Source organism: Enterobacter vonholyi (genome assembly GCF_008364555.1).
GTDB classification, from domain to species: domain Bacteria; phylum Pseudomonadota; class Gammaproteobacteria; order Enterobacterales; family Enterobacteriaceae; genus Enterobacter; species Enterobacter vonholyi.
Map to the genome: position 1 here is coordinate 108,809 of NZ_VTUC01000009.1, position 24,677 is coordinate 133,485.

Here is a 24,677-nt window from a genome sequence, read left to right on the forward strand (position 1 = left end):
GTTTATGAATTCACAACGTTATGCACGTATCTGCGAAATGCTCGCCAGGCGTCAGCCTGACCTGACGGTCTGCATGGAGCAGGTGCATAAACCTCATAACGTCTCTGCCATCGTCCGTACCGCAGATGCTGTCGGTGTGCATGAAGTGCACGCCGTCTGGCCGGATGGCCGTATGCGAAATACGGTCTCAGCGGCGGCAGGCAGCAACAGCTGGGTGTCCGTCAAAAATCATCACACCATTGGCGAAGCCGTATCGCACCTGAAAGGGCGCGGGATGCAGATCCTTGCCACTAACCTGTCCGCTAAAGCCGTAGATTTCCGCGAGATCGACTATACCCGCCCGACCTGCATTTTAATGGGTCAGGAGAAAACCGGGATCTCCCAGGAAGCGCTGGATCTGGCGGATCGGGACATCATCATTCCGATGATCGGCATGGTCCAGTCTCTCAACGTCTCCGTGGCGTCCGCGCTCATTCTTTATGAAGCGCAGCGCCAGCGTCAGAACGCGGGGATGTACGAGCGCAGCAACAGCATGCTGCCGGAAGATGAACAGCAGCGCCTGCTGTTTGAAGGTGGTTATCCGGTGCTGGCTCGCGTTGCGAAGCAGAAAAAATTGCCTTACCCCCACGTCAACGCGCAGGGCGAAATTGAAGCCGATGCCGAGTGGTGGGCCACCATGCAGTACGCCGGGTAAGCGATGAAAGGCCGCCTGCTGGATGCCATCCCGCTTAACAGCCTGACGGGCGTGGGCGCGGCGCAAAGCAATAAGCTGGCGAAAATTGGCCTGCACACCGTGCAGGATCTCCTGCTTCACCTCCCCCTGCGTTACGAAGACCGCACCCAGCTCTATAAGATTGGCGATCTCCTTCCCGCCATTTACGCCACCGTTGAAGGCGAAGTACTGAACTGCAATATCACCTTCGGCGGACGCCGGATGATGACCTGCCAGATTAGCGACGGCACCGGCATCCTTACCATGCGTTTTTTCAACTTCAGCGCGGCGATGAAAAACAGCCTGGCGACGGGCCGCAGGGTGCTGGCCTATGGTGAAGCCAAACGCGGGAAATACGGCGCAGAGATGATCCACCCGGAGTACCGCGTGCAGGGCGATCTCAGCACGCCGGAGCTGCAGGAGACGCTCACCCCGGTTTACCCGACGACCGAAGGCATCAAGCAGGCGACGCTGCGTAAGCTCACCGATCAGGCGCTGGAGCTACTGGATACCTGCGCCATTACCGAGCTGCTGCCGCCCGAGCTGGCGCAGGGCATGATGAGCCTGCCCGAGGCGCTGCGAACCCTGCACCGTCCGCCGCCAACGCTGCAGCTCAGCGATTTAGAAAGCGGCAAACACCCCGCCCAACAGCGTCTTATCCTTGAGGAATTACTGGCGCATAACCTGAGCATGCTGGCGCTTCGTGCGGGCGCGCAGCGCTTCCACGCTCAGCCCTTAAGCCAGAATGATGCGCTCAAAGATAAGCTGCTGGCCTCTCTGCCGTTTAAACCCACCGGCGCGCAGGCGCGCGTCACCGCTGAGATTGAACGCGATATGGCGCTCGACGTGCCGATGATGCGCCTGGTGCAGGGCGATGTAGGGTCCGGTAAAACGCTGGTTGCCGCGCTGGCAGCCCTGCGCGCGATTTCCCACGGTAAACAGGTCGCGCTTATGGCGCCGACCGAGCTGCTGGCTGAACAGCACGCCAACAATTTCCGCGCCTGGTTCGCGCCGCTGGGGATTGAAGTGGGCTGGCTTGCCGGGAAGCAAAAAGGCAAAGCGCGACTTGCGCAGCAGGAAGCCATCGCCAGCGGGCAGGTGCAGATGATTGTCGGCACGCACGCTATCTTCCAGGAGCAGGTGCAGTTCAGCGGCCTTGCGCTGGTGATTATCGATGAACAACACCGCTTTGGCGTCCATCAGCGTCTTGCGCTGTGGGAAAAAGGCCTTCAACAGGGCTTCCACCCGCATCAGCTGATCATGACCGCCACGCCGATCCCGCGCACCCTGGCAATGACCGCCTACGCCGATCTGGATACCTCCACCATCGACGAACTGCCGCCGGGACGTACGCCGGTCACAACGGTCGCGATTCCTGACACGCGTCGCAGCGATATTATTGACCGCGTGCGCAACGCCTGCACCCACGAAGGACGTCAGGCCTACTGGGTCTGTACGCTGATCGAGGAGTCTGAACTGCTGGAAGCGCAGGCTGCCGAAGCCACGTGGGAAGAACTCAAGCTGGCGCTGCCGGAGCTGAACGTGGGTCTGGTTCACGGACGCATGAAGCCCGCTGAAAAACAGTCGGTGATGCAGTCGTTTAAGCAGGGCGAGCTGCATTTGCTGGTCGCCACGACGGTCATTGAAGTGGGCGTGGACGTCCCGAACTCCAGCCTGATGATTATCGAAAACCCGGAGCGCCTGGGCCTTGCCCAGCTCCACCAGCTGCGCGGACGCGTTGGCCGTGGCGCGGTAGCCTCCCACTGCGTCCTGCTCTACAAAGCCCCGCTCTCGAAAACCGCCCAGATGCGGTTGCAGGTGCTGCGCGACAGCAACGACGGTTTTGTGATTGCGCAAAAAGACCTGGAGATCCGCGGCCCGGGTGAACTGCTGGGCACGCGCCAGACGGGGAATGCGGAATTCAAAGTGGCGGATTTGCTGCGCGATCAGGCTATGATCCCGGAAGTTCAGCGCCTTGCGCGCCACATTCATGAACGCTACCCCGAACAGGCGGCAGCGTTAATTGAGCGCTGGATGCCGGAAACCGAGCGGTATTCCAACGCCTGATTTCAGGCAAACATTGGCAGCATCAGGTATAGCTTGATAACCAGCGCGTTGACGATATCAATAAAGAACGCCCCGACCATCGGGACCACCAGAAACGCCATGTGCGATGGCCCGAACCGTTCTGTGATCGCCTGCATGTTAGCGATAGCCGTTGGGGTTGCCCCCAGACCAACCCCGCAGTGCCCCGCCGCCAGCACCGCCGCATCGTAGTTTTTGCCCATCATGCGCCAGGTGACGAACATAGCGTACAGCGCCATAAACAGGGTTTGCACTGCCAGAATCGCCACCATCGGCAGCGCCAGCGAGGCCAGCTCCCACAGCTTGAGGCTCATCAGCGCCATCGCCAGGAACAGCGAGAGGCAGACGTTGCCGAGCACCGACACCGCCCTTTCAAACACGCGGTAGAAGCCCATCAGCGCCAGACCGTTGCTCAGGATCACCCCGATAAACAGCACGCAAACAAACGTCGGCAGCTCAAACGCTGTGCCCGCCAGCCATTGCGCAACCACTTTGCCCACGGTCAGGCAGATGGCGATCGTCGCGATGGTTTCAATCAGCACCAGCGAGGTGATACTGCGCCCAACGTCCGGCTTTTCAAAGGCGGTAGGCACCAGCTCATCGTCCGGCCTGCCGTCCGGCGTGGTAGAGTGCTTCACAAGATAACGCGCCACCGGGCCGCCAATCAGGCCACCCAGCACCAGGCCAAAGGTGGCACAGGCCATCGCTACTTCCGTCGCGTTTTCAAAGCCGTAGCGTTCGATGAATAGCTTGCTCCACGCGGCCCCGGTTCCGTGACCGCCCGAAAGGGTAATCGACCCCGCCAGCAGCCCCATCAGCGGATCCAGCCCCAGCAGCGTTGCCATGCCGATGCCAATGGCGTTTTGCATCAGCAGCAGCCCCACCACCACAATCAGGAATACGCCGAGCACCTTACCGCCCGAGCGCAGGCTCGCCAGGTTGGCATTCAGGCCAATGGTGGCAAAGAAGGCCAGCATCAGCGGGTCTTTCAGGGACATATCAAAATCTATTTCCCAGCCCAGGCTTTTTTTCAGCACCAGCAGGGCCAGCGCTACCAGCAGGCCGCCGGCGACGGGTTCAGGAATGGTGTACTTTTTCAGAAGGGAAACGCTATGTACCAGCTTACGACCAAGCAGTAAGACCAGCGTTGCGGCAACAAGGGTCGACAACGTATCGAGATGAATCATAGAAGGCTCCTTTTTTGCGCGTGTTCCATACACACGCGGCGTTATCCTGGGCCGGTTTGCGCTCTTCATGAGCCCCCGGCGCAAAAAGTGTAATTTTTTTTTCCGATGCGTTGTAGAAAACCTGCTCACAGCGGCAGAATTTCTTCCCTTTTTTTGCTGGCAATCGTTTGCTTTTACCAGGTGGTCAGATAAAATGCCCGCTTTTCCACCGTGGGATTGCCGCCGATGTCCGTTAACACCATAGAGTCGCCTGATGCGCAACCGATTGCGCAGAAGCAAAATAGCGAACTGATTTACCGCCTTGAAGACCGCCCGCCGCTGCCGCAAACGCTTTTCGCCGCCTGCCAGCATCTTCTGGCTATGTTTGTTGCGGTGATCACTCCGGCGCTGCTGATTTGCCAGGCGCTCGGCTTACCGGCGCAGGACACGCAGCACATTATCAGCATGTCTCTTTTCGCCTCCGGCGTGGCCTCGATTATTCAAATTAAAGCGTGGGGTCCGGTGGGGTCGGGTTTGTTGTCGATTCAGGGCACCAGCTTTAACTTCGTGGCACCGCTGATCATGGGCGGTACGGCCCTGAAAACCGGCGGTGCGGATGTTCCGACCATGATGGCGGCGCTGTTCGGCACGCTGATGCTGGCCAGCTGTACGGAGATGGTGATCTCCCGCGTTCTGCATCTGGCTCGCCGCGTTATCACCCCGCTGGTTTCCGGCGTGGTCGTCATGATTATCGGACTGTCGCTGATTCAGGTGGGCCTGACGTCCATCGGCGGCGGTTATGCGGCAATGAGCGACCACACCTTCGGCGCACCGAAAAACCTGCTGCTGGCAGGCGTGGTGCTGGCCATCATTATTCTGCTTAACCGTCAGCGTAACCCTTACCTGCGCGTCGCCTCGCTGGTGATTGCCATGGCGGCAGGCTATCTGCTGGCGTGGGCGCTGGGCATGCTGCCGGAGAACACCGCGCCGACCAACAGCGCACTGATCGTCGTCCCCACGCCTTTGTACTACGGCCTGGGCATTGACTGGGGGCTGCTCCTGCCGCTGATGCTGGTCTTTATGATCACCTCTCTGGAGACCATCGGCGATATCACCGCTACCTCGGACGTCTCCGAGCAGCCGGTATCCGGCCCGCTGTATATGAAGCGTCTGAAAGGCGGCGTGCTGGCGAACGGCCTGAACTCGTTTGTCTCTGCGGTATTCAACACCTTCCCGAACTCCTGCTTCGGCCAGAACAACGGCGTCATCCAGCTGACCGGCGTGGCCAGCCGCTACGTCGGTTTTGTAGTAGCGCTGATGCTGATCGTCCTCGGCCTGTTCCCGGCGGTAAGCGGCTTTGTGCAGCACATCCCTGAGCCAGTGCTGGGCGGCGCAACGCTGGTGATGTTCGGGACTATCGCAGCCTCCGGTGTGCGTATCGTCTCCCGCGAACCACTGAACCGCCGCGCGATCATGATTATCGCGCTGTCGCTGGCCGTTGGTCTGGGCGTTTCCCAGCAGCCGCTGATCCTGCAGTTTGCCCCTGACTGGGTGAAAAACCTGCTCTCTTCCGGCATTGCTGCGGGCGGTATCACCGCTATCGTGCTAAACCTCGTTTTCCCGCCTGAGAAAAATTGATTTCTCTCACGGCAGGCAGTCAATGCCTGCCGTGACATCGAATTACACCATTCCCGCCTTGAGGATTGCGCATAAATCGTGCATAACTCCCTTATGTGCGTTTTGCGGGATGGAAGACCATGAAATTTATTGGAAAGCTCCTCATCTATCTTCTGGTAGCCCTGCTCATTGTGATGCTGGCGCTCTATATTCTGCTCCAGACCCGCTGGGGCGCGTCTCAGGTCAGCAGCTGGGTAACGGTGAATACCGACTACGAACTCAGTTTCGACAAGATGACTCACCGCTTTTCGTCGCCTTCCCACATCATTCTGGAAAATGTCACCTTTGGTCGGGACGGTAAACCCGCCACGCTGGTAGCCAAAAAAGTCGATATTGGCCTGAGCAGCCGTCAGATAACCGATCCGCTGCACATGGACACCATCACCCTCTTCGACGGCACGCTGAATCTCTCGCCGCAGACGGCGCCGCTGCCTTTCCAGGCGGATCGCCTGCAGTTGAACAACATGGCGTTTAACAGCCCGAATACCGAATGGGATTTGAGCGCGCAGAAGGTCACGGGCGGCGTCAGCCCGTGGCAGCCGGAAGCGGGCAACGTGCTGGGGAACAACGCGCAGATTCAGATGAGCGCGGGCTCGCTGACCCTGAACGGCGTACCGGCCACCAACGTGCTGATCGAGGGCCAGCTTAACGGCAAGGAGGTGGTGCTGAAAACGATTGGCGCCGACATGGCTCGTGGCTCACTCACCGGCTCCGCCCTGCGCAACGCCGACGGGAGCTGGATTATCGACACCATGCGCCTCAACGAGATCCGCCTGCAGAGCGATAAAACGCTGACGGCGTTCTTCGCACCGCTGGGCACCATTCCCTCTTTGCAGATTGGTCGTCTGGACGTGACCGACGCCCGGCTTCAGGGCCCGGACTGGGCGGTGACCGATCTCGATTTAAGCCTGCGCAACCTGACTCTAAGCAAAGGTGACTGGCAGAGCCAGGAAGGTCGTCTGTCCATGAACGCCAGCGAGTTTATCTACGGCTCGCTGCATCTTTTCGACCCGATCCTGAATGCGGAGTTTTCCCCGCAGGGCATGGCGCTGCGTCAGTTCACCTCCCGCTGGGAGGGCGGCATGGTACGCACCTCGGGCAACTGGCTACGCGACGGTAAAGCGCTGGTGCTGGACGATGTCGCCATCGCCGGACTGGAGTACACCCTACCGCAGAACTGGAAAGCATTGTGGATGGAGCCTCTGCCGGAATGGCTGAACAGCGTCACGCTGCAAAAATTCGGCCTGAGCCGTAACCTGGTGATCGACATCGATCCCGCCTTCCCCTGGCAGATCACCTCTCTGGACGGTTATGGCGCAAACCTGCATCTGGTGAAAGATCGCCAGTGGGGCGTCTGGGGCGGGAGCGCAACCCTGAACGGCGCGGCGGCGACCTTTAACCGCGTCGACGTGCGCCGCCCGTCGCTGGCGCTGAATGCCAACGCCGCCACGGTGAACATTACCGACCTGAGCGCATTTACCGAAAAAGGCATTCTGGAAGCCACGGCGACCGTTTCACAACTCCCGCAGCGGCAGACTAAGGTAAGCCTGAACGGGCGCGGCGTACCGCTCAACGTGCTGCAGCAGTGGGGCTGGCCTGCTCTGCCGATTACGGGCGACGGCAATATTCAGCTCACCGCCAGCGGCAGCGTGCAGGCGAATGCCCCGCTGAAGCCGACGGTGAATGGGAAGCTGAGCGCGGTGAATATGGATAAACAGCAGGTGCAGCAGACGATGACGGGCGGGGTGGTTTCAACACCACCCTCACCCCAGCCCTCTCCCTGAAAGGGAGAGGAAGCAAACCATTCCCTCGCCCCTTTGGGGGGGAGGGTTAGGGGAATTAAAGGTGAACCACCACCTCATCGCCCTCCGCTTTCACCACCACACCCCACTCGCTGCCCGCGTGCGAACCGCCCTTCACGCCGCTCACCTTCTGCACGTTGCGCAAGCACACCGACCAGTTTTGCGCGTCTCCCGCGCCGGTAAAGGTCACGATGTCGCCCCGACGTGACGCCTTCAGCGTAAACGCCACGGAGCCGTCCGCCGCAGGGATTTCGCTCACCGCCGTTGCGCCATCGTCCAGGTTAAACAGCTGGAAGGCCGTTCCCTCGTGCCACGCATAGTCCGGCTTCTGGTTATTGTTGCCTAGCGCCAGCAGCGTGTTGTCGCGCACGTAGACCGGCAGGCTCATGAAATCGTGCTGCTGCTTATGCCAGCGGCTGCCCTGAATTTCGTCGTTGTGCCACAGGTGCGTCCAGCGTCCTTCCGGCAGGTAGAACTGCACGTCGCCCGCCTCGGAGAACACCGGCGCGACCATCACCGAATCCCCCAGCATGTACTGGCGGTCGAGGTAATCGCACGCCGGATCGTCCGGAAATTCCAGCATCATCGCGCGCAGCATCGGCGTGCCGAACTCGCGGGCCAGCGCCGCCTGACGATACAGGTACGGCATCAGCCTGCACTTCAGCTGGGTGAAGTGGCGCACCACGTCACAGGACTCGTCATCGTATGCCCACGGCACGCGGTAGGATTTGCTGCCGTGCAGGCGGCTGTGGCTGGAGAACAGCCCGAACGCGCACCAGCGCTTGTAGACGTGCGCCGGGGCGGTGTTTTCGAACCCGCCGATATCGTGGCTCCAGAACCCAAAGCCGGACAGACCAATCGACAGCCCGCCGCGCAGGCTTTCGGCCATCGACTCATAGTTGGCGTAGCAGTCGCCGCCCCAGTGCACCGGGAACTGCTGCGCACCCACGGACGCCGAACGGGCAAACAGCACCGCCTCTTCTTCCCCCACCGTCTCTTTCAGCACGTTCCACACCAGTTCGTTGTAGATGTAGGCGTAGTGGTTGTGCATCTTCTGCGGATCGGATCCGTCAAACCACTGGACGTCGGTCGGGATACGCTCGCCAAAGTCGGTCTTGAAACAGTCGACGCCGATATCTACCAGGCCTTTCAGCTTGTCGGCATACCACCGGCACGCGTCCGGATTGGTGAAGTCATAAATCGCCAGCCCCGGCTGCCATTTGTCCCACTGCCACAGGGAGCCATCCGGGCGCCTGAGCAGGTAGCCCTTCTCTTTCAGCTCCCGGAAGATGGGGGATTTCTGGCCGATGTACGGGTTGATCCACACGCAGACCTTCAGCCCTTTCTCTTTCAGGCGGCGGATCATCCCTTCCGGATCCGGGAAGGTCACCGGGTCCCACTCGAAGTCGCACCACTGGAAGGCCTTCATCCAGAAGCAGTCGAAGTGGAACACGTGCAGCGGCAGGTCGCGCTCGGCCATGCCGTCGATAAAGCTGTTCACCGTCGCTTCGTCGTAGTTGGTGGTGAACGAGGTGGTCAGCCACAGGCCGAACGACCACGCAGGCGGCAGCGCCGGACGCCCGGTGAACTGCGTATAGCGGTTTAATACCTCTTTTGGCGTCGGGCCGTCGATCACGAAGTATTCCAGATATTCCCCTTCCACGCTGAACTGCACCTTGGAAACCTTCTCGGAGCCAACTTCAAACGAGACGTTCTCCGGATGATTCACCAGCACGCCGTAGCCGCGGTTGGTCAGGTAGAACGGGATATTTTTGTAGGACTGCTCGGTGCTGGTGCCGCCGTCGCGGTTCCAGGTTTCGACCGTCTGGCCGTTGCGCACCAGCGCGGTGAAGCGCTCGCCCAGGCCGTAGACCGTTTCCCCCACGCCCAGATCCAGACGCTCGAACACGTAATTGCGGTCGGTGTTGCTGTCCTGCACGTAGCCGTTGTTTTTCAGCTGGCTGCCGGTAATGCGCTGGCCTTTACGCAGGAAATCCAGCGCCCAGAACTCGCCTTTGGTGACGCGCACGCTGATACTGCCGCTTTTCAGCTCGGCAAAATCGGCGTTGTTTTCAATCTCTACCTTCACGTCTTTCAGAACGTTCAGCGGATAGTGCGGGCCGTTATTCAGTGCGCCCTGGAAATGTTCGATGCGCACCCCGATAATCCCTTCCTGTGGGGCAAACAGGCGCACCGTGAACATCAACGTGTCGAGCTGCCAGGTACGCTCGCGCACGTCGCGCGGCGCAACAAATACCACCAGGTCATTGCCCTGCTGCTCCACGTCGAACACCTGAACCGGATACGTCACGTTCAGGCCCGGTTGAATGAGCCAGTTTCCATCACTGATTTTCATGCTCTCGTCCTCTTAGTTCTGTAATTCTTTGCTGACCGGCAGGTTTTCAAACTCCTGCTGGTTGCGGCGCGCGCCCTGCGCCAGCTCGCCCAGGATTTTGGTCAGGAAGGGGGTTTTCAGCGTGTAGTAGCGTTTGGCGATAATGGCGCTCAGCACGTAGCAGACAGCCGGGGCCAGGGTAAACAGGCCGATAATGATGCTGATGGTCGCGCTGTTCTGGGTTTTGGCTGCCGCATCGTAGCCGCCGCCTGCCAGCATCCAGCCGATCATCGCCCCGCCCAGCGCCAGGCCGAGCTTCAGCACGAACAGGGTGCCCGCAAAGCTGATGCCGGTCAGGCGTTTGCCGTTGGTCCACTCGCCGTAGTCGACGGTATCGGACATCATCACCCACTGGATCGGCGTCACCAGCTGGTGCAATACACCAATGACGAAGATGAAACCGAACATCAGCACGGTGGCATGCATTGGCACAAAGAACATCGCCACGCTGACCACCGCCAGCGCGGCGTTGGTCCACCAGAAGATGCTGACCTTGCACTTCCAGTCGGTGAGCGGTTTCGCCAGCGCGGAGCCAATGAGGTTGCCGACGCAGTAGGTGGTGAGGAACGCGACGAACACCTCCGGCGAGCCCATGATCCAGGTGCAGTAGTACATCATCGCACCACCGCGCACGCAGACGGCGAGGATATTGAGGATGGTGAGCACGCCAACGATGCGCCACTGGTCGTTGTGCCAGATGTCGCGCAGGTCTTCCCGCATAGAGGTGGTGCTCGGCGGCACCTGGATGCGCTCTTTGGTGGTGAAGAAGCAGAACGCCAGCATCAGGAACGCGACCACCGACAGCACGGCGATGCCGCCCTGGAAGCCGAACGCCTTATCGTCGCCGCCAATGAGGTTAACCAGCGGCATCATCAGCACCGTGGAGAGCATGCCGCCCGCGGTCGCCAGCACAAAGCGCCAGGACTGAAGGGAGATACGCTGCGTCGGGTCGTTGGTGATCACGCCGCCCAGCGCGCAGTAGGGGATGTTGACCACGGTATAGAGCAGGGTCAGCAGGGTGTAAGTCACTGCAGCGTAAACCAGTTTACCGTTGAGGCTGAGGTCCGGCGTGGTGTAGGCCAGCACGCAGACGATGCCGAACGGGATCGCGCCGAACAAAATCCACGGTCGGAACTTGCCCCAGCGGCTGCGGGTGCGGTCGGCAATCAGCCCCATGCACGGGTCGGAGATCGCATCCAGCGCGCGCGCCAGCAGGAACATGGTGCCGACAAACCCGGCGGGAATGCCGAAAATATCGGTGTAGAAAAACATCATGTACAACATGACGTTATCAAAAATGATGTGGCTGGCGGCGTCTCCCATGCCGTAGCCAATCTTCTCTTTTACTGACAATACTTCGCTCATTTTTTTATCCTTCACGCTGTAGGGGGCGCTGAGACCGGTTACAGAGTTTTAAACCATTGTTTCAGGGGTGGGTATTGCGTTTTCTGGTTAGCAGATTACGTTTCTTGTTTTTTGTGATCGCGGTAAATGTCGAAGAGCACAAAAGGCTAACCTGAGGATTTTCTTAGGAATTAACTGAAACAGGGGTGTACAGGTCAAAAGAGAGGTGAAAAAAGTGTGTCGGGGTATGTGGTAAATGCCTGAAAGTAGCTATAATGCGCCCCGCCTCCATGTAGCAATCGAGGCGCGGAAGATCGTCATCTCCGGTGAGGTGGCTGGACTTCAAATCCAGTTGGGGACGCCAGCGTTCCCGGGCAGGTTCGACTCCTGTGATCTTCCGCCAAAAATGCCATCCTACTTCACTTCTCTCGTACGCTATTTTAATCATTACTATTAATAGTGTAATATTTGCTTACTATGCAGGATAAATTTTTGTTTGAGGATGAGAATTTATGTTTGAGATATTCAAAATAATTATAACCTTTTTGTTAACTGGTGTAGTTGGAGCACTTCTATCACAGCGGTTCCAAAGGAAGAGTTTTTTACATCAGATAAAAATAAATCAAACTCAAAAAGAAATAGAACGGATAAAAGAAATAGCCAGCAATATCGAAAAAGATGCCGGAATGCGTATATTTTATGGCCGAAATCTAATTGAAAATTTCATAAACAACAATACAGAAGAAATAGAAAAATCACGTTTAGATTATCGAAAATCAGTTATTAAATGGAATGAAAACTTAACGTCTTATTTTTTAGAGCTAAGATCTTTAGGCCTAGCACACTTAGCAATTGATCTTGAAAAAAATGTTCATCATTACCTTTTTAAAGCTCATAGAATAATCGACGACTGCATTAGAAAAAACAAAAAAGTCAAACTTGAAGATTTAAGGATTAATTATTCTCTCGCTTTTGATGGTTTAAGAGAAATATCTAAAGCATTAATTAACATTAGCGACAAAAAATGGTCAACAATAAGAAATGGGAATTGTGAGAAACTAAATCAATATAATTTAAACAAAGCGGGTTTTTTTACACTAATATTTGCCCTATTTCACAAAAACCCTCATTCTTTGCGCATACATCGCTCTGATAATGACTGATTGTCTCCATTTTTCATTCTCTACCAATGGCTTTGGCCTTAATAACATTGCTGCAAGGAATGCTTTTTCATAATAATCAAGGGATTCAAATTGCTTGTTAAAAGTTTTACTTGCAGCGGCTTCATAACCATACAACCTTGTCCCGAAAAAGGCATTTTTTAAATAGCATCGAATAATTTGCTTCTTTGAAAACTTGTAATTAACTAAAATTGACAATATAATCTCATATAATTTTCTATAAAAGGTTAAATCCCTAAAATTAGTTATTGTCCGTACCATTTGCATATCAATAGTACTAGCGCCACCATGCCTTCTTCTGGAAAGAAATTTGAATATCTCTCTTAGACAAGCTTTGAAGTCATATCCACAGTGTCTCAAAAACCTTCGATCTTCTAAGGACATTACCAAAAATTCAAAATCATCAAATTCAGAATAATTATCGACGCTTTGCATCTTATTTGATATTTCAAATAAATCGTAGTTGAGACAAATAAAAATATTCCTAACATCTCTAATTATTTGTCCATTCTTAGGCTGATCCATTTTTTACCCTTTTCAAATTTAACCTTTCGAGTGATGCCTTTATGCTTTAAAGCTTCTCTAGCCAGTTCCTTTAACCAGCTAGCGAGGCTCACCCCTTCCTCAGCAGCCACAGCATCCAATTGTTCCTTCAATGCCGGATCAATTCGCATCTTAAACTGCGGAGACTGCCCACCGCCTTTTGTTTTTTTTCACGCGATATGATTGACATAAGGCCACCTATCCATCTACTCCGACACATATAGGAGGCCACCTAAACCTCCTCTACTAGCAACGCTCCGATATGCGGGAACACAACCGGAGCATCTGACCTCACCATCTATCAAGGAGTTGATTATGGCTGATTCGCATTCTACCCCAGACACCAACCAATCCGGAACCGAGCGTTCGTTAATTGTGGGATACCGCCCGAATGTTTTCGACAAATCCACGCCGAAAATCATCCTTTCCGATAAGTGGCTGCGCGCGGCGGGTTTTGATACCGGGCAGCAGGTCACGGTTAAGGTGATGAAAGGGTGCATCGTTCTGCTGGCGTATAACGAGCAGAAGCAGCGGTTGCAGGATGATTATAAACGGACGAAGGCAAAGCTCGTTAAGATAGTAGACGCGCTTGCGGCAATCCAAATTCCGCATGCTGGAAAGCGCCTCGCAAAATCAAATACAAACCACCTGGCTTAGCGGCTGTTTCTGGCATACTACATGCCTGGTGCGTTAATCGTTGAGGATGTGGAGGCGACATGGCAGGCAATGGCGTCATCCCATCTCGGGCTGGCGAATTTGTTATGTTTGCCAGCGATGACGCAACTATTCGCATCAGATGTCGCTTCGAACATGAAACTTTCTGGCTGTCGCAGCCAGAGCGACACTTTATCACGTCACGCCTCAGGCAATTACTCCGCATATCAAAGCAATCTAAGAAGTAGGTGAGCTAAAAAAAGCAACCTGTAAGGCTTACTGACAAGTTCAGCAAGAAAATGGCGGACGAGAAGGCGTGCCCGGAATACAGTCAGTATGAAAAGAAGCAACGCCTCCTGAAAGAAGCCGAAGGAGAGAATATTAAAATGGGATAAGCAGGCTAAGCGCTAATCCCGATTCAACCGCATATGCAGCAACGGAAACGGATTCCCCTGCCAGTCCAGTTCCGAGCGCCCGACCTGCTCAAACCCCATATGGCGATAAAATCCCACGCCCTGCGGGTTCTGCTCATTCACATCCACCTCGTTCGCGCCAAACTCTGCGATGGCATATTGCAGCAGCAATTTCCCGACGCCCTTCCCCCGGCTAGCATCATCCACAAACAGCATTTCAATGCGGTTTTCATCCACGCCTAAAAAGCCGTGGATAATGCCTGCGTCATCGCGGGCCATCACGACGCTGAGGCCAGGCAAATACGCGTTGAGCAATAGCGGGCGCAGCGCCGCAATATCGCTTTCCTGTAAAAAGTGATGGGTGGCGCGGACGGAGGATTCCCAGATCGCGACCAGACGTTCGAAGTGTGTGGGGAGTGCGGTTTCTATTTTCATGGGGGGATCATGATTGGAAAATCGAACTATTTCAACCCACGCTTTGCGCTCTGCCCCCCCACACCGATCGCGCTAACCCCTAATCTCCATCACTGCGTACACTCCGTCCTTCGGCACTACTACGGTGACGTTTTCCACCGGCACGCCCGCCGCGAGGTGGATATCCTGCAGCTGCTGTAACGACCTCGGGTAAATATCCTCCCAGCCGATACCCCGCAGCACAAAGTCAATGTGCGGACTGCTGGTGAGCATGTTCGACACAATCACCGCCCCGCCGGGCTTGACCAGCCGCAGCGCGCGCTGGAGGAAAGTCACCGCATCGACGTCGTTGAAGTATTCAAATATCCCCAGCGCGTCGACCAGTTCGGCCTGATGCTCGCCCAGCTCCAGCAGCAGGTCCTCATTACGCACCAGCGTATGGAGCAGGTTGCGCCTGAGCAGCGTCAGCTGTTCGCCCACCACAATGCCTTCCTGCGCCGCCATGGTTTCCGCCCAGCTCAGCGCCACCGGGTCTTTGTCCACCAGCGTGAGATAGACCTGCTGGCCATCAAGCTTTGCTTCGCGCAGCGCCTCCAGCACCGGGATGGCGGCGCCGCTCGCGAGGCTGACCCAGTTGTTCTCGCTTTCATTATGAATGTACTTATCCACCAGAGCGGCCAGCACCCGGGCGCGAGAACGCACGCCAACCGCATCGTTAGCGTGGATAAACCACTGGCGGCTGTCGCTGTCCATTTTCGTGCCGTCGGGCAGGCGGTCCTCCAGCGGGTTTTGCACCACAAACAGCGCCAGCGCGGAGGGCACCAGCCGGGTGCGCCACGCGGTGAGCGCCGGGCGGTTGCGAAAGGCCTGTTCGGAATAGCGATTCTGCGGGACAAGCACGGCCAGCCCCCCTTCGTCGTATTCCACCCGCGGCGGCCGAAGCGCCGGCTCCGCTTTCAAGGCGCGGTCAAGGGAGGCGATCTCACGGGCAGCATCGTCTTTCATCGGCCACTGGTCGCTGACGTCGGGAAATGACGCGCTGAAAATCGTCATATTTTCCGGTGCATCGCCGCGAAAAGGCTGCCAGTTCATGTCGTCTTCCCTCCGTTAGGCTTTTAACGGAAGTCTATCCAGGCGAGCCAGTAATACCCTACGAAGAAAGCACGAAATAGGTGCATCAGTTCTGCGACGTGCGCCATACCCCCGGCGTGCAGCCGTACTCGGTCTGAAAATGACGAATAAAGTGGGCGCAGTCGCTAAACCGCATCCGTCGCGCGATATCCGTAACGCTTTGCTGAGAGTTTTTCAGCAGCCAGCAGGCATAGCGCAGCCTGGCGCTGCGAATAAATTCCCGCGCCGTTTTGCCAAACTCGGCGTGAAACAGGCGATTAAGCTGACGTTCGCTCAGCTTAACGTCCTGCGCGAGCCTGGCGGCGCTGAGCGGGTGAGTCAGATACTGTTCGACGATCGTCACCGCCCTGCGCAGGCGCGAATCAGGGATCATGGCGATATTCGCGGGCCGCGGCGTGGCGGCATCATGCGGAGGAAGAGACAGACGCCGGGAGGTGGTGGCCGCAATGTCGTCTCCCCCGTGGGCGCGGATCAGCGCCGTTACCAGGGTGAGCGTTGAGATCCCACCCGGGCAGGTCAGTACATCGCCTTCGTCGATAAAATCGAGGCCTTGCTCAGCATAAACCTGCGGAAAGCGCTGCGTGAAAACGTCATGGTGATGAGGATGGATCGAGGCTCGGCGCTCGTTCAATAAGCCTTCCTCCGCCAGAATAAAGCTGCCGGTACCAATACCAATCAGGGGAACGTTGTTGTGATGAGCATCCGTGAGAAACGCTCTGTCGCCACGGTGTCCCTGGTGAAGATGATCAAGACCTCCACCGATCGCCGCAATATAGTCGAAGTCGCCGGGCGGCGCATGGGCGGCCTCGGGCCGCACGCTGAGTCCTGAGCTGCTCACTACCGGTAAGTCGGGATAAGTGCTTATCAGGCTGAGTTTAAAGCGTATTTTCTGGCTACGCTTCTGGACGCTGGAAGCAATACGTAACGCCTCTATCAATCCTGAATATGCGAAAAGCGAGAAATGAGGCCACAGGAGTAACCCCATATGCAGGGATTTTTTCCGCGCAGGCGTCATTCTGACGCTATCATCAATTAAAGTTTTCATTAACTTGCCGAAGAATAATTACATTATCGCAACATTATTGTTGCTGTTATATTTTCCTAAGATAGGTCCTGGCTATTAAATCAAGCATAAATGATGGTCGCAAAAACTTAAAAATATTTTTCCCTGTCGCTATCCGTTTTTTGACGTGTGGCACACATAGGTCGGGAGCGTTCCCAGAATAAATAAATAATTCTCATTCTGCTGTTTCTTAATTCGCATATAAATATTCTTATTCGGATAGATAAAAAATAAGGGTTCGTACTTCTCCAGCCAGCTGTCGCTGATGTTGTCGTCCGGAAATTTCATATTGCGTATAGACGTCAGATTATAGACGCTGTCTTTGCGCTCAATCTGAAAGAAAACTTTGCGATTCAGGGTCTTCGTGGGATCGCTTTTCAGCCGACCATTCATACTGAGTATTCCGTTGTTGCCTTCCACGGTGTAATTCAGCCACAGAGAAAGCGTTTCATCACGGTGATGCTGAATAAAGTTCGCCTGGCAGGAAAAGGGCTGGATGTAATGGCGATGCCAGAGGTAATACGCCGCCACGACAGCCCCCATCAACAGGCACAGGCAGAGCGCAACAAGCGTTTGACGGTAGCGAACCATACTAGCGATCCTCTATAAAATAATCGGACATACAGCGGTTGGGTTCCGTCATCGGTCTGTCACAGCGAATGACCGACGCGCGAGGCAGCAGGATGTATCCGCTGACATACACCCAGGGATAGTTCGCGCACTGGTCTTTAAACGGGGCGGCATAGGCCAGGGCTTTATCCCTATCGCGTTGCGTTTCAATATCGCGAGAAAAATAGAGCTGACACTCGCCCATCTTCATCGCGAAGCGGTACCCGTCTACGAAATAGCTGTCATGCAGCAGGTTATGGCTGATAACGCTCACGCCAGCCAGCATCAGCAATAGCACCAGCGCGCCCGACAGCCAGAAGCGGTTTCTCAAGACCGTCGGGGCGACAGTCTCTTCACAGATATCCGGAGCAGCACATTCTTCCTCTTCAGCCTGCGGCTGCGTCTCTTTAATGGTGATTTGCGTATCGCTTGCGAGCGTGAGTCCAATGCGCGGGATAGTGACAATTGGATCGGTTTCGAAACCCACCTTCTTCAGACCTTTGCGCAGAATAGAAATGTTCTGGTAATAGGTATTAGGCGAAACCAGCATCCCCCGGCGCTGCCAGACAATATCCATGCACTCCTGTTGAGTCACAATACTTCCGACCCTTTCTATTAATAACAACAAACAGCGGCCCGCCGGGGAATTTAATACCACCACCCGGTCAGGATTGTTGAGATCGCGTAATGTGCTGGCGGCTGGGTGAAACTCTACCAGGCCATTAATAATGTAATGCTTATGCATAGAATGGGCTAAATACCTCCGGTCAACGCCTGTTGCTCCAGTAGATTCCCTTCACGGTTAACCTGCGTATCCCTCGCCTGTGTAAGGATTAATGTGACGGATAATTGCGCAACTGTATATCCTGGCGCCTGGCGAAAAATCTTATTTTTCCTTTCTCTTTATCTGACCGGTCTGAAGTTTTCTTAACCGCCATTTAAAGCCGTCTTGACACTGACAAAACTCGACAAAGGCGCCCGTTGAACGCTTTAGCCATCGTTGTCTGAATTATTCAGCGTGCTTAATTTGTTTTTTTGATAAAAAGCAGAGGGGACGCGCTCTGCCAGCGGGTTTCGAAATTACAACAAGTTCGAAAGCTGTCGTCTTAATTAACAATTTCGGCGCAAAATTGTTAGCCACCGTCAGTAACTACCCGCATCACATGACGTCCGCAGACTATTTCCTTACAAAACATTTATTAAAGCCAACTTTTCAATAAAAACTACCAGTATGATTATTTACAGGCAGATAAGCAAAAGCCGGTTTAGCGAGGAGAAATTGACGCTACACCTAAAACGTACTTAAAACAAATTAAGATTAATTCAGGTTACCTATTTAACGCCCTGAGTATAGTGGGCTCACACCGTGCAATGCTTAATTGCTTCGAAAATACAGGCATCGTTCTGCCCGACAGAAGAGTCTCATTACAATTATAAATCGAGGGAATGACATGGCGAATAAGCTCAACAACACACGTCATTTAAATATCGCGCTATTGGGTGGAGATCACTTTGCGCGTCAGGGGATCGCCGCGTTATTAAAAAATATTGTCCCGACCATGCAGATAACAGCATCGATCGATAATTATGCGGAGATTGAAACAATACTCGCGGCCGCACCTGTAGACGTAGTTTTTTTATCCGGCACGGAGAAATATCACGCGGGATATGATTGCCTGAAATATATCAGGAAGATGAAAGTCCTCTATCCCGACGTACTTATTTGCATGTATTCCGCACCGGCAAATTCCTGGCTGTGGATACGCGGTGAAATAGACGCCTATATCTCGCTACAGGACCCGCTTTATCACTGGCGAGCCAGCGTATTAAAAATGGTCGATAGCCGTTATCGCCCAATAAAAAAACCCACGGCGTTATCGCTGACGCCGGGTGAATGGAGGGTATTGAAGGAACTGCGAAAGGGTCTGGATATGCGTTACATCGCCGAAACAGAGCAGCTTTCTTACCGTCGTGTCAGCGCGTTAAAAAGCTCAGCGATAAGAAAACTCGGGCTCAGGAACAAGACAGATTTGCTGGTCTTTTTAACCAGTTAGACCTGCTGCTTTCAGAGCAAATCTCGACATAACACCATAATGGAATCAGGACAATGAAAGCTCAATTCAATAATAAAACGCTGCTTGCGATCGCTATTGCGGCAGTACTGCCAGTGGGCTCGGCGCTGGCTGCCGGCACCAGCGGCGGCACGGTGAACTTTAGCGGCAAAGTGGTGACCTCCGCCTGCGCCATCAGCGCAGGAAGCGCCAACATTGACGTGGATATGGGTGAAGTGCGGACCGCAACGCTGAAGACGGCAGGCAGTGAAGCCAGCACGGCAAAAGCGTTTGCCATCACCCTGGAAGATTGTGAAATCGCCGATACCTCAGCCTCAACGGCAGAGAACCCGATTGCTGCGACCACAGTGGCCGTCACCTTCACCGGTACGCCGGACGGTTCCGATATCAATAGCTTGTCCGTCGGTGCAAACGGCAGCGCCAACTCTGCGCAAAACGTGGCTATTCGCCTTTATGACGAGCAAGGCAATGTGGTGAAGCTGGGTGAACCGGCATCGGCCATCCCTCTGCGTAAGGGTGCCAACACACTGAACTTCAGCGCGAAATATTACTCGCCGAAGGGCGGCGCCACCGCAGGCGATGCCAGCGCCGTCGCGACTTACACCGTGACCTATTCGTAATCTTCAGGCCCGGTCTGCGAGCCGGGCCTGTCTTAGCTTTCAGGAGAAACACTATGCGCGTAAACACATGGATTTGCCTGGCGGGCGCGTTATGTTCCTCCGCCGTCTATGCCGGCGGCGTTGGATTGGGCGCAACGCGAATGGTCTACTCCAGCGCCACCAGCCAGGCCATGATGCAGGTGAGAAACACCCATCCCGACGCCACGTTCCTCATCCAGTCCTGGATGGAGAATGAGAAAGGCGAACGCACCAACGACTTCGTGATTACGCCGCCGCTGTACGTCATGAAACCGGCCAGCGAAAGCGCGGTAAAAATCATGTTTAACGGCAAAGCCCTGCCAGAGGATCGGGAGACGCTCTACTGGATGACGGTCAAAGCCATCCCCCAGCAGGCTAAAAGCGGCTCCGGGAACACGCTGCAGTTTGCGTCGGCTAACCGCATCAAGGTCTTTTATCGCCCGGAAGGACTCAGTGAGAGCCCGGCAGAGGCGTGGAAAAAACTGGCCGGTGTCTACCGTGCCGGAAAGGTTACGCTCAGCAACCCCACGCCGTACTACCTCACCACAATCAACGTGAAAATTGACGGTATGCCGGTGCAGCCGGTGATGGTGCCCCCGAAAGGCAGCGTGACGCTGGCCGAAACCTTCAGCCATGCGGGCAGCATGAGCTATCAGACCATTAACGATTACGGGGCATGGACTCCCGCCACGCGCGCGTCGTTATCCCAATAATAAAAGTAAGGCGTGACCACGTGAAAATAAAAATCCTGTGCGCCACGGTGATCTCCCTGGTGATTCGGCAAGCCGTGGCTGCTGAAAGCGAGCTGCAATTTAACCCCGCATTCCTCAACGGCGAGAGCGCGAACAGCGCCGATCTCGCCTGGGTCAACGCCGGGAGCGCGTTGCCGCCGGGTGATTACAACCTCAACGTGTATATCAATACCAACTACGCGTTCACAGGTAACGTCACGTTCCGCCTTGCTGAAGACAGTTCGGGTGAAGCGCTGCCCTGCCTCACGCCCGAGCAATTCGACGCGCTGGGCATCGATAGTCATCAGGCGAAAGGCGGAGTGCTGCCGCTGGCGCAACGCTGCATCGTCTTAACGAAGGCGTTTGCGGATACGCAGTTTGATCTGGACCAAAAGACGCTCACCCTGAGCTTCACCGTACCGCAAAGTGTGATGCGCAATTTGCCGCGCGGATATGTCAGCCCGGAAAGCTGGGAGGCGGGCATTCCTGCCGCGTGGCTGAATTACGTGGTCAATGGCTCGAATAATGAATATCGCGGCGAGACGCGCACGCGGGAACAGCAGCTGTTTGCAAGCCTCAACAGCGGCGTCAACCTGGGCGCGTGGCGGCTGCGTGATTTCACCACGTGGACCAAAGATAGCAATGAACTTACCCACGTGCAGACCTGGCTGCAGCGCGATATTCACGCCCTGCGCGCGCAGGTGTACGCCGGGGAAACGTACACCTCGGCGCAGGTTTTCGACTCCGTGGGCCTGCGCGGTATCGCCCTGAAAACCGATGACAACATGCTGCCCGCCAGCCTCAGCGGCTATGCTCCTGAAGTCCGGGGCATTGCGCGCAGCAACGCCACGGTCACGGTTCGCCAGAACGGCAACATCATCTATCAAACCTCCGTTCCGCCGGGGGCGTTCGTGCTGAAAGATCTCTACCCGACCTCCTCGGGAGGCGATCTGGCGGTCACCATTCAGGAGAACGACGGCAGCAAAACGCAATACACGCTTCCCTTTGCCAGCGTGCCGAACCTGGTGCGTAACGGACAGGTGAAATATGCCCTGGGTGCCGGGAAATACCGTCCGACGGGCAATCAGGATGCGCCCTCTTTCGCGCAGGGCGAGCTGTTCTACGGCTGGCGATACGGCCTGACGTTTTACGGTGGGGCGCAGTTTGCCGATCGCTATAACGGCCTGGCCTTCGGGTTTGGGCAGAACCTCGGCCGCTTTGGCGCCTATTCTATTGACCTGACCCACGCCCGCAGCCAGCTGGCGGACGATCGGCACTATACCGGTGATTCGGTGCGCCTGCGCTACAGCAAGCTGCTGAATGATATTGGCACGCGGGTTAACTTCTTCTCGCTGCGCTACTCCACGAAAGGGTTTTATACCCTCAGCGACACCACGTACAAACGCATGTCGGGCGGATCGCCAAAGCAGACGGTGGAAGACGATGGCACCGTCACCACCCAATACGACACCATGTACAACCTGCGCATGTCGCGTAAGGCAAAAAACCAGCTGCTGCTGTCGCAGCCGATGGGACAATACGGCTCGCTGTCACTGTCGTGGGATCAGCAGACCTACTGGAACACGTCAGACACCACGCAAAGCCTGCAGTTTGCGTGGAACGCCACGTTTCGTAATGTGTCTCTTGGCGTCAGCGTCCAGCGAAGCTCGAGCCTGTACGATGACAAGAAAGATAACATCCTGTCGATGTCGATTTCGGTCCCGCTGGGCAACCCGACGCTGTCGACCCGTGCGCGCTTTACCACGACCCATGCGGACTCCACCGGCACAACCGCCAGCACGGGCGTGAGCGGCTACCTGCCGGGCCAGGAAAACCTGTTCTATAGCGTCAACCAGCGCTACAGCGCGCAGCAGCACTACGGCGGCGATGCCACTCTGCAATACGAAGGCGCGTGGGGAGATTACAACCTGGGCTACAGCTACGCCAGCGACTCCCGCAACCTCAGCTACGGCATCAGCGGCGGCGCGGTAGTGCATGAAGATGGCCTGACGCTGAGCCAGCCGCTCGGGAACACCAACATTCTGGTGAAAGCCCCGGGGGCCAGCAACATTGCCGTGCTTAACCATAAGGGCATCAAAACGGACAGCCGTGGCTACGCGGTGATCCCGTACGCCACGCCTTACCGCGTTAACCAGGTCGCGCTGGACGTGACGACCGCTGGCAACGACGTGGAGCTGGAAAACGCCATCGCCAACAAAACGCCTACCGATGGCGCCCTGGTTCGCGCCACCTTCGCTACGCACCAGGGGGCAAAAGCGATGTTTATCGTGCGTCACGGCAACGACGTACTCCCCTTCGGCACGCTGGTCTCGCTCGATGATGACAAAACCAGCGGCATCGTCGGCGATGGCGGCAGCCTGTATCTCTCCGGTTTGTCAGAGAAGGGCACGCTGAACGCCGTGTGGGGTCGCGGCAACCGCCAGCGCTGCGCCGTTACCTATGCCTTAAACAAGCAGAACTATAGCGCCCGCACCGGTCTTTATTCTCAGGAGGTGGTATGTCAGTAACGCTTCGGATCGGCTGCATTGCGCTGCTGCTGGTTTTCACGCTCCCCGTTCGCGGCTACGACGTGCTGGTCTCCGTCACCGGCAATTTGATCGGCAACACCTGCGTGGTGGCGCAGGACTCCGGGGAGCAGAACGTGCCGCTGGGCACTATTGGTATTAAACAGTTCAGCCGTGCCGGGGCCGTCAGCAATATCAAAACGCCCTTCACGCTCAGGCTTGAAGCGTGCGGGCCAACCTTTGCTGGCGTAAAAATTCGCTTCAGCGGAACGCCGGATGATGCCAACCCGCAGCTGCTGAAAATTGCCGACGGTGGCGCTACCGGCGTGGCGGTGCAAATCCTCGATAAAGAGAGCGTACTCATTCCCCTGAATACAAAGACCACCGCATACGGAACCGCGGGGGATGACAGCGTACAGATGACCTTCTACGCGCAGTTGGTTGCCACTGCTACACCCGTGAGCGCCGGTGATGTGTCAGCCCTCGCCACCTGGACAACGGAGTATCTATGATGCGTTTAGCGTTTCTTCTCAGCGGATTACTTTTCTGCACCAGCGTGCAGGCTTTGGACTGGAAATCGGACATTACGCTCTCCCCTCAGCCGATGACCTACAGCGGGCCAGCGGACTCCGTGGTGCCGGGCAGCATTATCGGCTCAACCTGGAGCGCCACCGCCAGCGTGCAGCAGGTGTTCTGGTGCGGGCTTATTTTTACCTGCAACAAAGGCACGCTGCAGCCCAGCAGCAGCGCCATCTCAAGCGGTGCGACGGTCACCGTCGACGGCGCGAATTACACCATTTTTGAGACCGGCGTACCGGGCGTGGGATATATCATCGGGCTGAAGGATTTTAAGAGTACACAATATATTCCCCTGCAGACCGGTATCACGCAAAGCTACCCGGCAGAGGGCACCAGTGGGTTTGCCCAGGATCTGGGATGGTCAGCAAAGGTCACCTTTATTAAAACCGGTGCCGCCCTTAAATCCGGCGTCTATCAGATCCCGACCATCAACGCCGCGGTGCTCACCGCCTATAACAACGAGACAAAAACGGCGCAGGTGATTATCAGCCCGACCACCATCACGGTGACCGCCAGCGGGTGTACGGTCGGCAGCAAAAACGCCAGCGTGGCGCTGGGCACCATTGATATTCGCACCCTGCCCACGGTGGGAAGCACGTCGCCATCGGGGACGTTTAACGTCGGCCTGACCTGCGACGCGAACGTGGCGGTTCACGCGGTGATGACCGATCAGACCACGCCGTCGAACACCTCGTCGGTGGTGACGCTAACCGGAGACTCCACGGCGTCCGGCGTTGGGGTGCAGTTTTTCTACAACGGCAGCGGGCCGCTGATGATGGGGCCGGACAGCTCGGCCGCGGGTGCGACCGGCCAGTTCTTTATCCAGAGTACCACGGCGGCACAAACGCTCACGTTACCGTTCCAGGCGCGGTACATCCGAACCGGTGAACTGGTCCCCGGCTCGGCCAACGCGCTGGCCAGCATTACGTTTTCCTACCAGTAG

21 protein-coding genes, 1 tRNA gene and 2 pseudogenes are annotated in these 24,677 nt (G+C 56.1%); 14 read left to right on the plus strand and 10 right to left on the minus strand.

Annotated features, from left to right (window positions below; genetic code table 11):
• Window positions 1-4 precede the first annotated feature (4 nt).
• Both trmH and recG read left to right on the plus strand, forming a co-directional pair.
• Complete coding sequence (gene trmH / locus F0319_RS14905) at window positions 5-694, plus strand: tRNA (guanosine(18)-2'-O)-methyltransferase TrmH (RefSeq protein WP_047059694.1); 690 nt, start codon at window positions 5-7, stop codon at window positions 692-694.
• Between the two features lie 3 nt (window positions 695-697).
• A complete protein-coding gene (gene recG / locus F0319_RS14910) occupies window positions 698-2,779 on the plus strand; it encodes an ATP-dependent DNA helicase RecG (protein WP_149367276.1) in 2,082 nt (693 codons plus the stop codon).
• Window positions 2,780-2,781: 2 nt separating this feature from the next.
• On the opposite strand, the gene gltS is transcribed toward recG, so the two are convergent.
• The gene (gene gltS / locus F0319_RS14915) at window positions 2,782-3,984 is read right to left on the minus strand and encodes a sodium/glutamate symporter (RefSeq protein ID WP_149367277.1); all 1,203 of its coding nucleotides are present in this window, start codon (window positions 3,982-3,984) and stop codon (window positions 2,782-2,784) included.
• Between the two features lie 225 nt (window positions 3,985-4,209).
• On the opposite strand from gltS, the gene xanP reads away from it, so the two are divergent.
• Together xanP and F0319_RS14925 are read left to right on the plus strand one after the other, a co-directional pair.
• On the plus strand, window positions 4,210-5,601 hold the full coding sequence (gene xanP / locus F0319_RS14920) for a xanthine/proton symporter XanP (protein ID WP_023309879.1): 1,392 nt from the start codon (window positions 4,210-4,212) through the stop codon (window positions 5,599-5,601).
• Window positions 5,602-5,720: 119 nt separating this feature from the next.
• Window positions 5,721-7,424 (plus strand): AsmA family protein, encoded by a 1,704-nt coding sequence (locus F0319_RS14925; protein ID WP_149367278.1) that lies wholly within the window; start codon window positions 5,721-5,723, stop codon window positions 7,422-7,424.
• A gap of 55 nt (window positions 7,425-7,479) precedes the next feature.
• Here F0319_RS14925 and yicI read toward each other — a convergent pair whose 3' ends face one another.
• Together yicI and F0319_RS14935 are read right to left on the minus strand one after the other, a co-directional pair.
• The gene (gene yicI, locus F0319_RS14930) at window positions 7,480-9,798 is read right to left on the minus strand and encodes an alpha-xylosidase (RefSeq protein ID WP_149367279.1); all 2,319 of its coding nucleotides are present in this window, start codon (window positions 9,796-9,798) and stop codon (window positions 7,480-7,482) included.
• Window positions 9,799-9,810: 12 nt separating this feature from the next.
• Window positions 9,811-11,202 (minus strand): glycoside-pentoside-hexuronide family transporter, encoded by a 1,392-nt coding sequence (locus F0319_RS14935; RefSeq protein ID WP_149367280.1) that lies wholly within the window; start codon window positions 11,200-11,202, stop codon window positions 9,811-9,813.
• Window positions 11,203-11,489: 287 nt separating this feature from the next.
• Here F0319_RS14935 and F0319_RS14940 point away from each other — a divergent pair.
• Window positions 11,490-11,584: transfer RNA gene (locus F0319_RS14940), tRNA-Sec, on the plus strand.
• A 109-nt stretch (window positions 11,585-11,693) separates the two neighbouring features.
• Window positions 11,694-12,344, plus strand: coding sequence for a hypothetical protein (locus tag F0319_RS14945; RefSeq protein WP_149367281.1), 651 nt, complete (start codon window positions 11,694-11,696; stop codon window positions 12,342-12,344).
• On the opposite strand, the gene F0319_RS14950 is transcribed toward F0319_RS14945, so the two are convergent.
• Window positions 12,291-12,887: a biosynthetic peptidoglycan transglycosylase gene (locus F0319_RS14950; RefSeq protein ID WP_149367282.1), complete on the minus strand. Its 597-nt coding sequence runs from the start codon at window positions 12,885-12,887 to the stop codon at window positions 12,291-12,293. The genes F0319_RS14945 and F0319_RS14950 overlap by 54 nt on opposite strands.
• Window positions 12,860-13,095, minus strand: a pseudogene (locus tag F0319_RS14955) (toxin-antitoxin system HicB family antitoxin). The gene F0319_RS14950 and the pseudogene F0319_RS14955 overlap by 28 nt, the downstream one beginning before the upstream one ends.
• 125 nt (window positions 13,096-13,220) lie before the next feature.
• Between F0319_RS14955 and F0319_RS14960 the strand changes: the two are divergent.
• Both F0319_RS14960 and F0319_RS22380 read left to right on the plus strand, forming a co-directional pair.
• The gene (locus tag F0319_RS14960; RefSeq protein ID WP_149367283.1) at window positions 13,221-13,562 is read left to right on the plus strand and encodes a SymE family type I addiction module toxin; all 342 of its coding nucleotides are present in this window, start codon (window positions 13,221-13,223) and stop codon (window positions 13,560-13,562) included.
• 59 nt (window positions 13,563-13,621) lie between these two features.
• Window positions 13,622-13,839, plus strand: a pseudogene (locus F0319_RS22380) (virulence RhuM family protein); the annotation flags it as partial.
• 127 nt (window positions 13,840-13,966) lie between these two features.
• Here F0319_RS22380 and F0319_RS14975 read toward each other — a convergent pair.
• The 5 genes from F0319_RS14975 to F0319_RS14995 form a co-directional block, all read right to left on the minus strand.
• Window positions 13,967-14,407: an acetyltransferase gene (locus F0319_RS14975; protein WP_149367284.1), complete on the minus strand. Its 441-nt coding sequence runs from the start codon at window positions 14,405-14,407 to the stop codon at window positions 13,967-13,969.
• A gap of 72 nt (window positions 14,408-14,479) precedes the next feature.
• On the minus strand, window positions 14,480-15,478 hold the full coding sequence (locus tag F0319_RS14980) for a class I SAM-dependent methyltransferase (protein ID WP_111964286.1): 999 nt from the start codon (window positions 15,476-15,478) through the stop codon (window positions 14,480-14,482).
• Between the two features lie 85 nt (window positions 15,479-15,563).
• Window positions 15,564-16,502, minus strand: coding sequence for a GlxA family transcriptional regulator (locus F0319_RS14985; RefSeq protein ID WP_149367294.1), 939 nt, complete (start codon window positions 16,500-16,502; stop codon window positions 15,564-15,566).
• Window positions 16,503-16,691: 189 nt separating this feature from the next.
• A complete protein-coding gene (locus F0319_RS14990) occupies window positions 16,692-17,171 on the minus strand; it encodes a hypothetical protein (RefSeq protein ID WP_149367285.1) in 480 nt (159 codons plus the stop codon).
• A 1-nt stretch (window position 17,172) separates the two neighbouring features.
• Window positions 17,173-17,934: a winged helix-turn-helix domain-containing protein gene (locus F0319_RS14995; RefSeq protein WP_149367286.1), complete on the minus strand. Its 762-nt coding sequence runs from the start codon at window positions 17,932-17,934 to the stop codon at window positions 17,173-17,175.
• Window positions 17,935-18,640: 706 nt separating this feature from the next.
• Here F0319_RS14995 and F0319_RS15000 point away from each other — a divergent pair.
• From F0319_RS15000 to F0319_RS15025, 6 genes are read left to right on the plus strand one after another with little or no spacing between them, the layout of a single operon-like run.
• Window positions 18,641-19,243: a helix-turn-helix transcriptional regulator gene (locus F0319_RS15000; RefSeq protein WP_111964283.1), complete on the plus strand. Its 603-nt coding sequence runs from the start codon at window positions 18,641-18,643 to the stop codon at window positions 19,241-19,243.
• Between the two features lie 53 nt (window positions 19,244-19,296).
• Window positions 19,297-19,881: a fimbrial protein gene (locus F0319_RS15005; protein WP_149367287.1), complete on the plus strand. Its 585-nt coding sequence runs from the start codon at window positions 19,297-19,299 to the stop codon at window positions 19,879-19,881.
• A gap of 53 nt (window positions 19,882-19,934) precedes the next feature.
• Window positions 19,935-20,612, plus strand: coding sequence for a fimbrial biogenesis chaperone (locus F0319_RS15010; protein WP_111964281.1), 678 nt, complete (start codon window positions 19,935-19,937; stop codon window positions 20,610-20,612).
• A 20-nt stretch (window positions 20,613-20,632) separates the two neighbouring features.
• Window positions 20,633-23,158, plus strand: a complete 2,526-nt coding sequence (locus F0319_RS15015; protein WP_149367288.1) for a fimbria/pilus outer membrane usher protein — start codon at window positions 20,633-20,635, stop codon at window positions 23,156-23,158.
• Complete coding sequence (locus F0319_RS15020; RefSeq protein WP_111964279.1) at window positions 23,149-23,667, plus strand: fimbrial protein; 519 nt, start codon at window positions 23,149-23,151, stop codon at window positions 23,665-23,667. The genes F0319_RS15015 and F0319_RS15020 overlap by 10 nt, the downstream gene beginning before the upstream one ends.
• Window positions 23,667-24,677: a fimbrial protein gene (locus F0319_RS15025; protein ID WP_111964361.1), complete on the plus strand. Its 1,011-nt coding sequence runs from the start codon at window positions 23,667-23,669 to the stop codon at window positions 24,675-24,677. The genes F0319_RS15020 and F0319_RS15025 overlap by 1 nt, the downstream gene beginning before the upstream one ends.

Bases quoted from the DNA above. Each gene is read 5' to 3' on its own strand.
- trmH (WP_047059694.1), top strand. From the start codon at position 5: ATGAATTCACAACGTTATGCACGTATCTGCGAAATGCTCGCCAGGCGT.
- F0319_RS14995 (WP_149367286.1), bottom strand. From the start codon at position 17,934: ATGCATAAGCATTACATTATTAATGGCCTGGTAGAGTTTCACCCAGCC.
- F0319_RS15020 (WP_111964279.1), top strand. From the start codon at position 23,149: ATGTCAGTAACGCTTCGGATCGGCTGCATTGCGCTGCTGCTGGTTTTC.
- F0319_RS14980 (WP_111964286.1), bottom strand. From the start codon at position 15,478: ATGAACTGGCAGCCTTTTCGCGGCGATGCACCGGAAAATATGACGATT.
- F0319_RS15005 (WP_149367287.1), top strand. From the start codon at position 19,297: ATGAAAGCTCAATTCAATAATAAAACGCTGCTTGCGATCGCTATTGCG.
- recG (WP_149367276.1), top strand. From the start codon at position 698: ATGAAAGGCCGCCTGCTGGATGCCATCCCGCTTAACAGCCTGACGGGC.
- F0319_RS15025 (WP_111964361.1), top strand. From the start codon at position 23,667: ATGCGTTTAGCGTTTCTTCTCAGCGGATTACTTTTCTGCACCAGCGTG.
- F0319_RS14960 (WP_149367283.1), top strand. From the start codon at position 13,221: ATGGCTGATTCGCATTCTACCCCAGACACCAACCAATCCGGAACCGAG.
- F0319_RS15000 (WP_111964283.1), top strand. From the start codon at position 18,641: ATGGCGAATAAGCTCAACAACACACGTCATTTAAATATCGCGCTATTG.
- F0319_RS14990 (WP_149367285.1), bottom strand. From the start codon at position 17,171: ATGGTTCGCTACCGTCAAACGCTTGTTGCGCTCTGCCTGTGCCTGTTG.
- F0319_RS14975 (WP_149367284.1), bottom strand. From the start codon at position 14,407: ATGAAAATAGAAACCGCACTCCCCACACACTTCGAACGTCTGGTCGCG.
- F0319_RS14945 (WP_149367281.1), top strand. From the start codon at position 11,694: ATGTTTGAGATATTCAAAATAATTATAACCTTTTTGTTAACTGGTGTA.
- yicI (WP_149367279.1), bottom strand. From the start codon at position 9,798: ATGAAAATCAGTGATGGAAACTGGCTCATTCAACCGGGCCTGAACGTG.
- xanP (WP_023309879.1), top strand. From the start codon at position 4,210: ATGTCCGTTAACACCATAGAGTCGCCTGATGCGCAACCGATTGCGCAG.
- F0319_RS14950 (WP_149367282.1), bottom strand. From the start codon at position 12,887: ATGGATCAGCCTAAGAATGGACAAATAATTAGAGATGTTAGGAATATT.
- F0319_RS14985 (WP_149367294.1), bottom strand. From the start codon at position 16,502: ATGGGGTTACTCCTGTGGCCTCATTTCTCGCTTTTCGCATATTCAGGA.
- gltS (WP_149367277.1), bottom strand. From the start codon at position 3,984: ATGATTCATCTCGATACGTTGTCGACCCTTGTTGCCGCAACGCTGGTC.
- F0319_RS14935 (WP_149367280.1), bottom strand. From the start codon at position 11,202: ATGAGCGAAGTATTGTCAGTAAAAGAGAAGATTGGCTACGGCATGGGA.
- F0319_RS14925 (WP_149367278.1), top strand. From the start codon at position 5,721: ATGAAATTTATTGGAAAGCTCCTCATCTATCTTCTGGTAGCCCTGCTC.
- F0319_RS15010 (WP_111964281.1), top strand. From the start codon at position 19,935: ATGCGCGTAAACACATGGATTTGCCTGGCGGGCGCGTTATGTTCCTCC.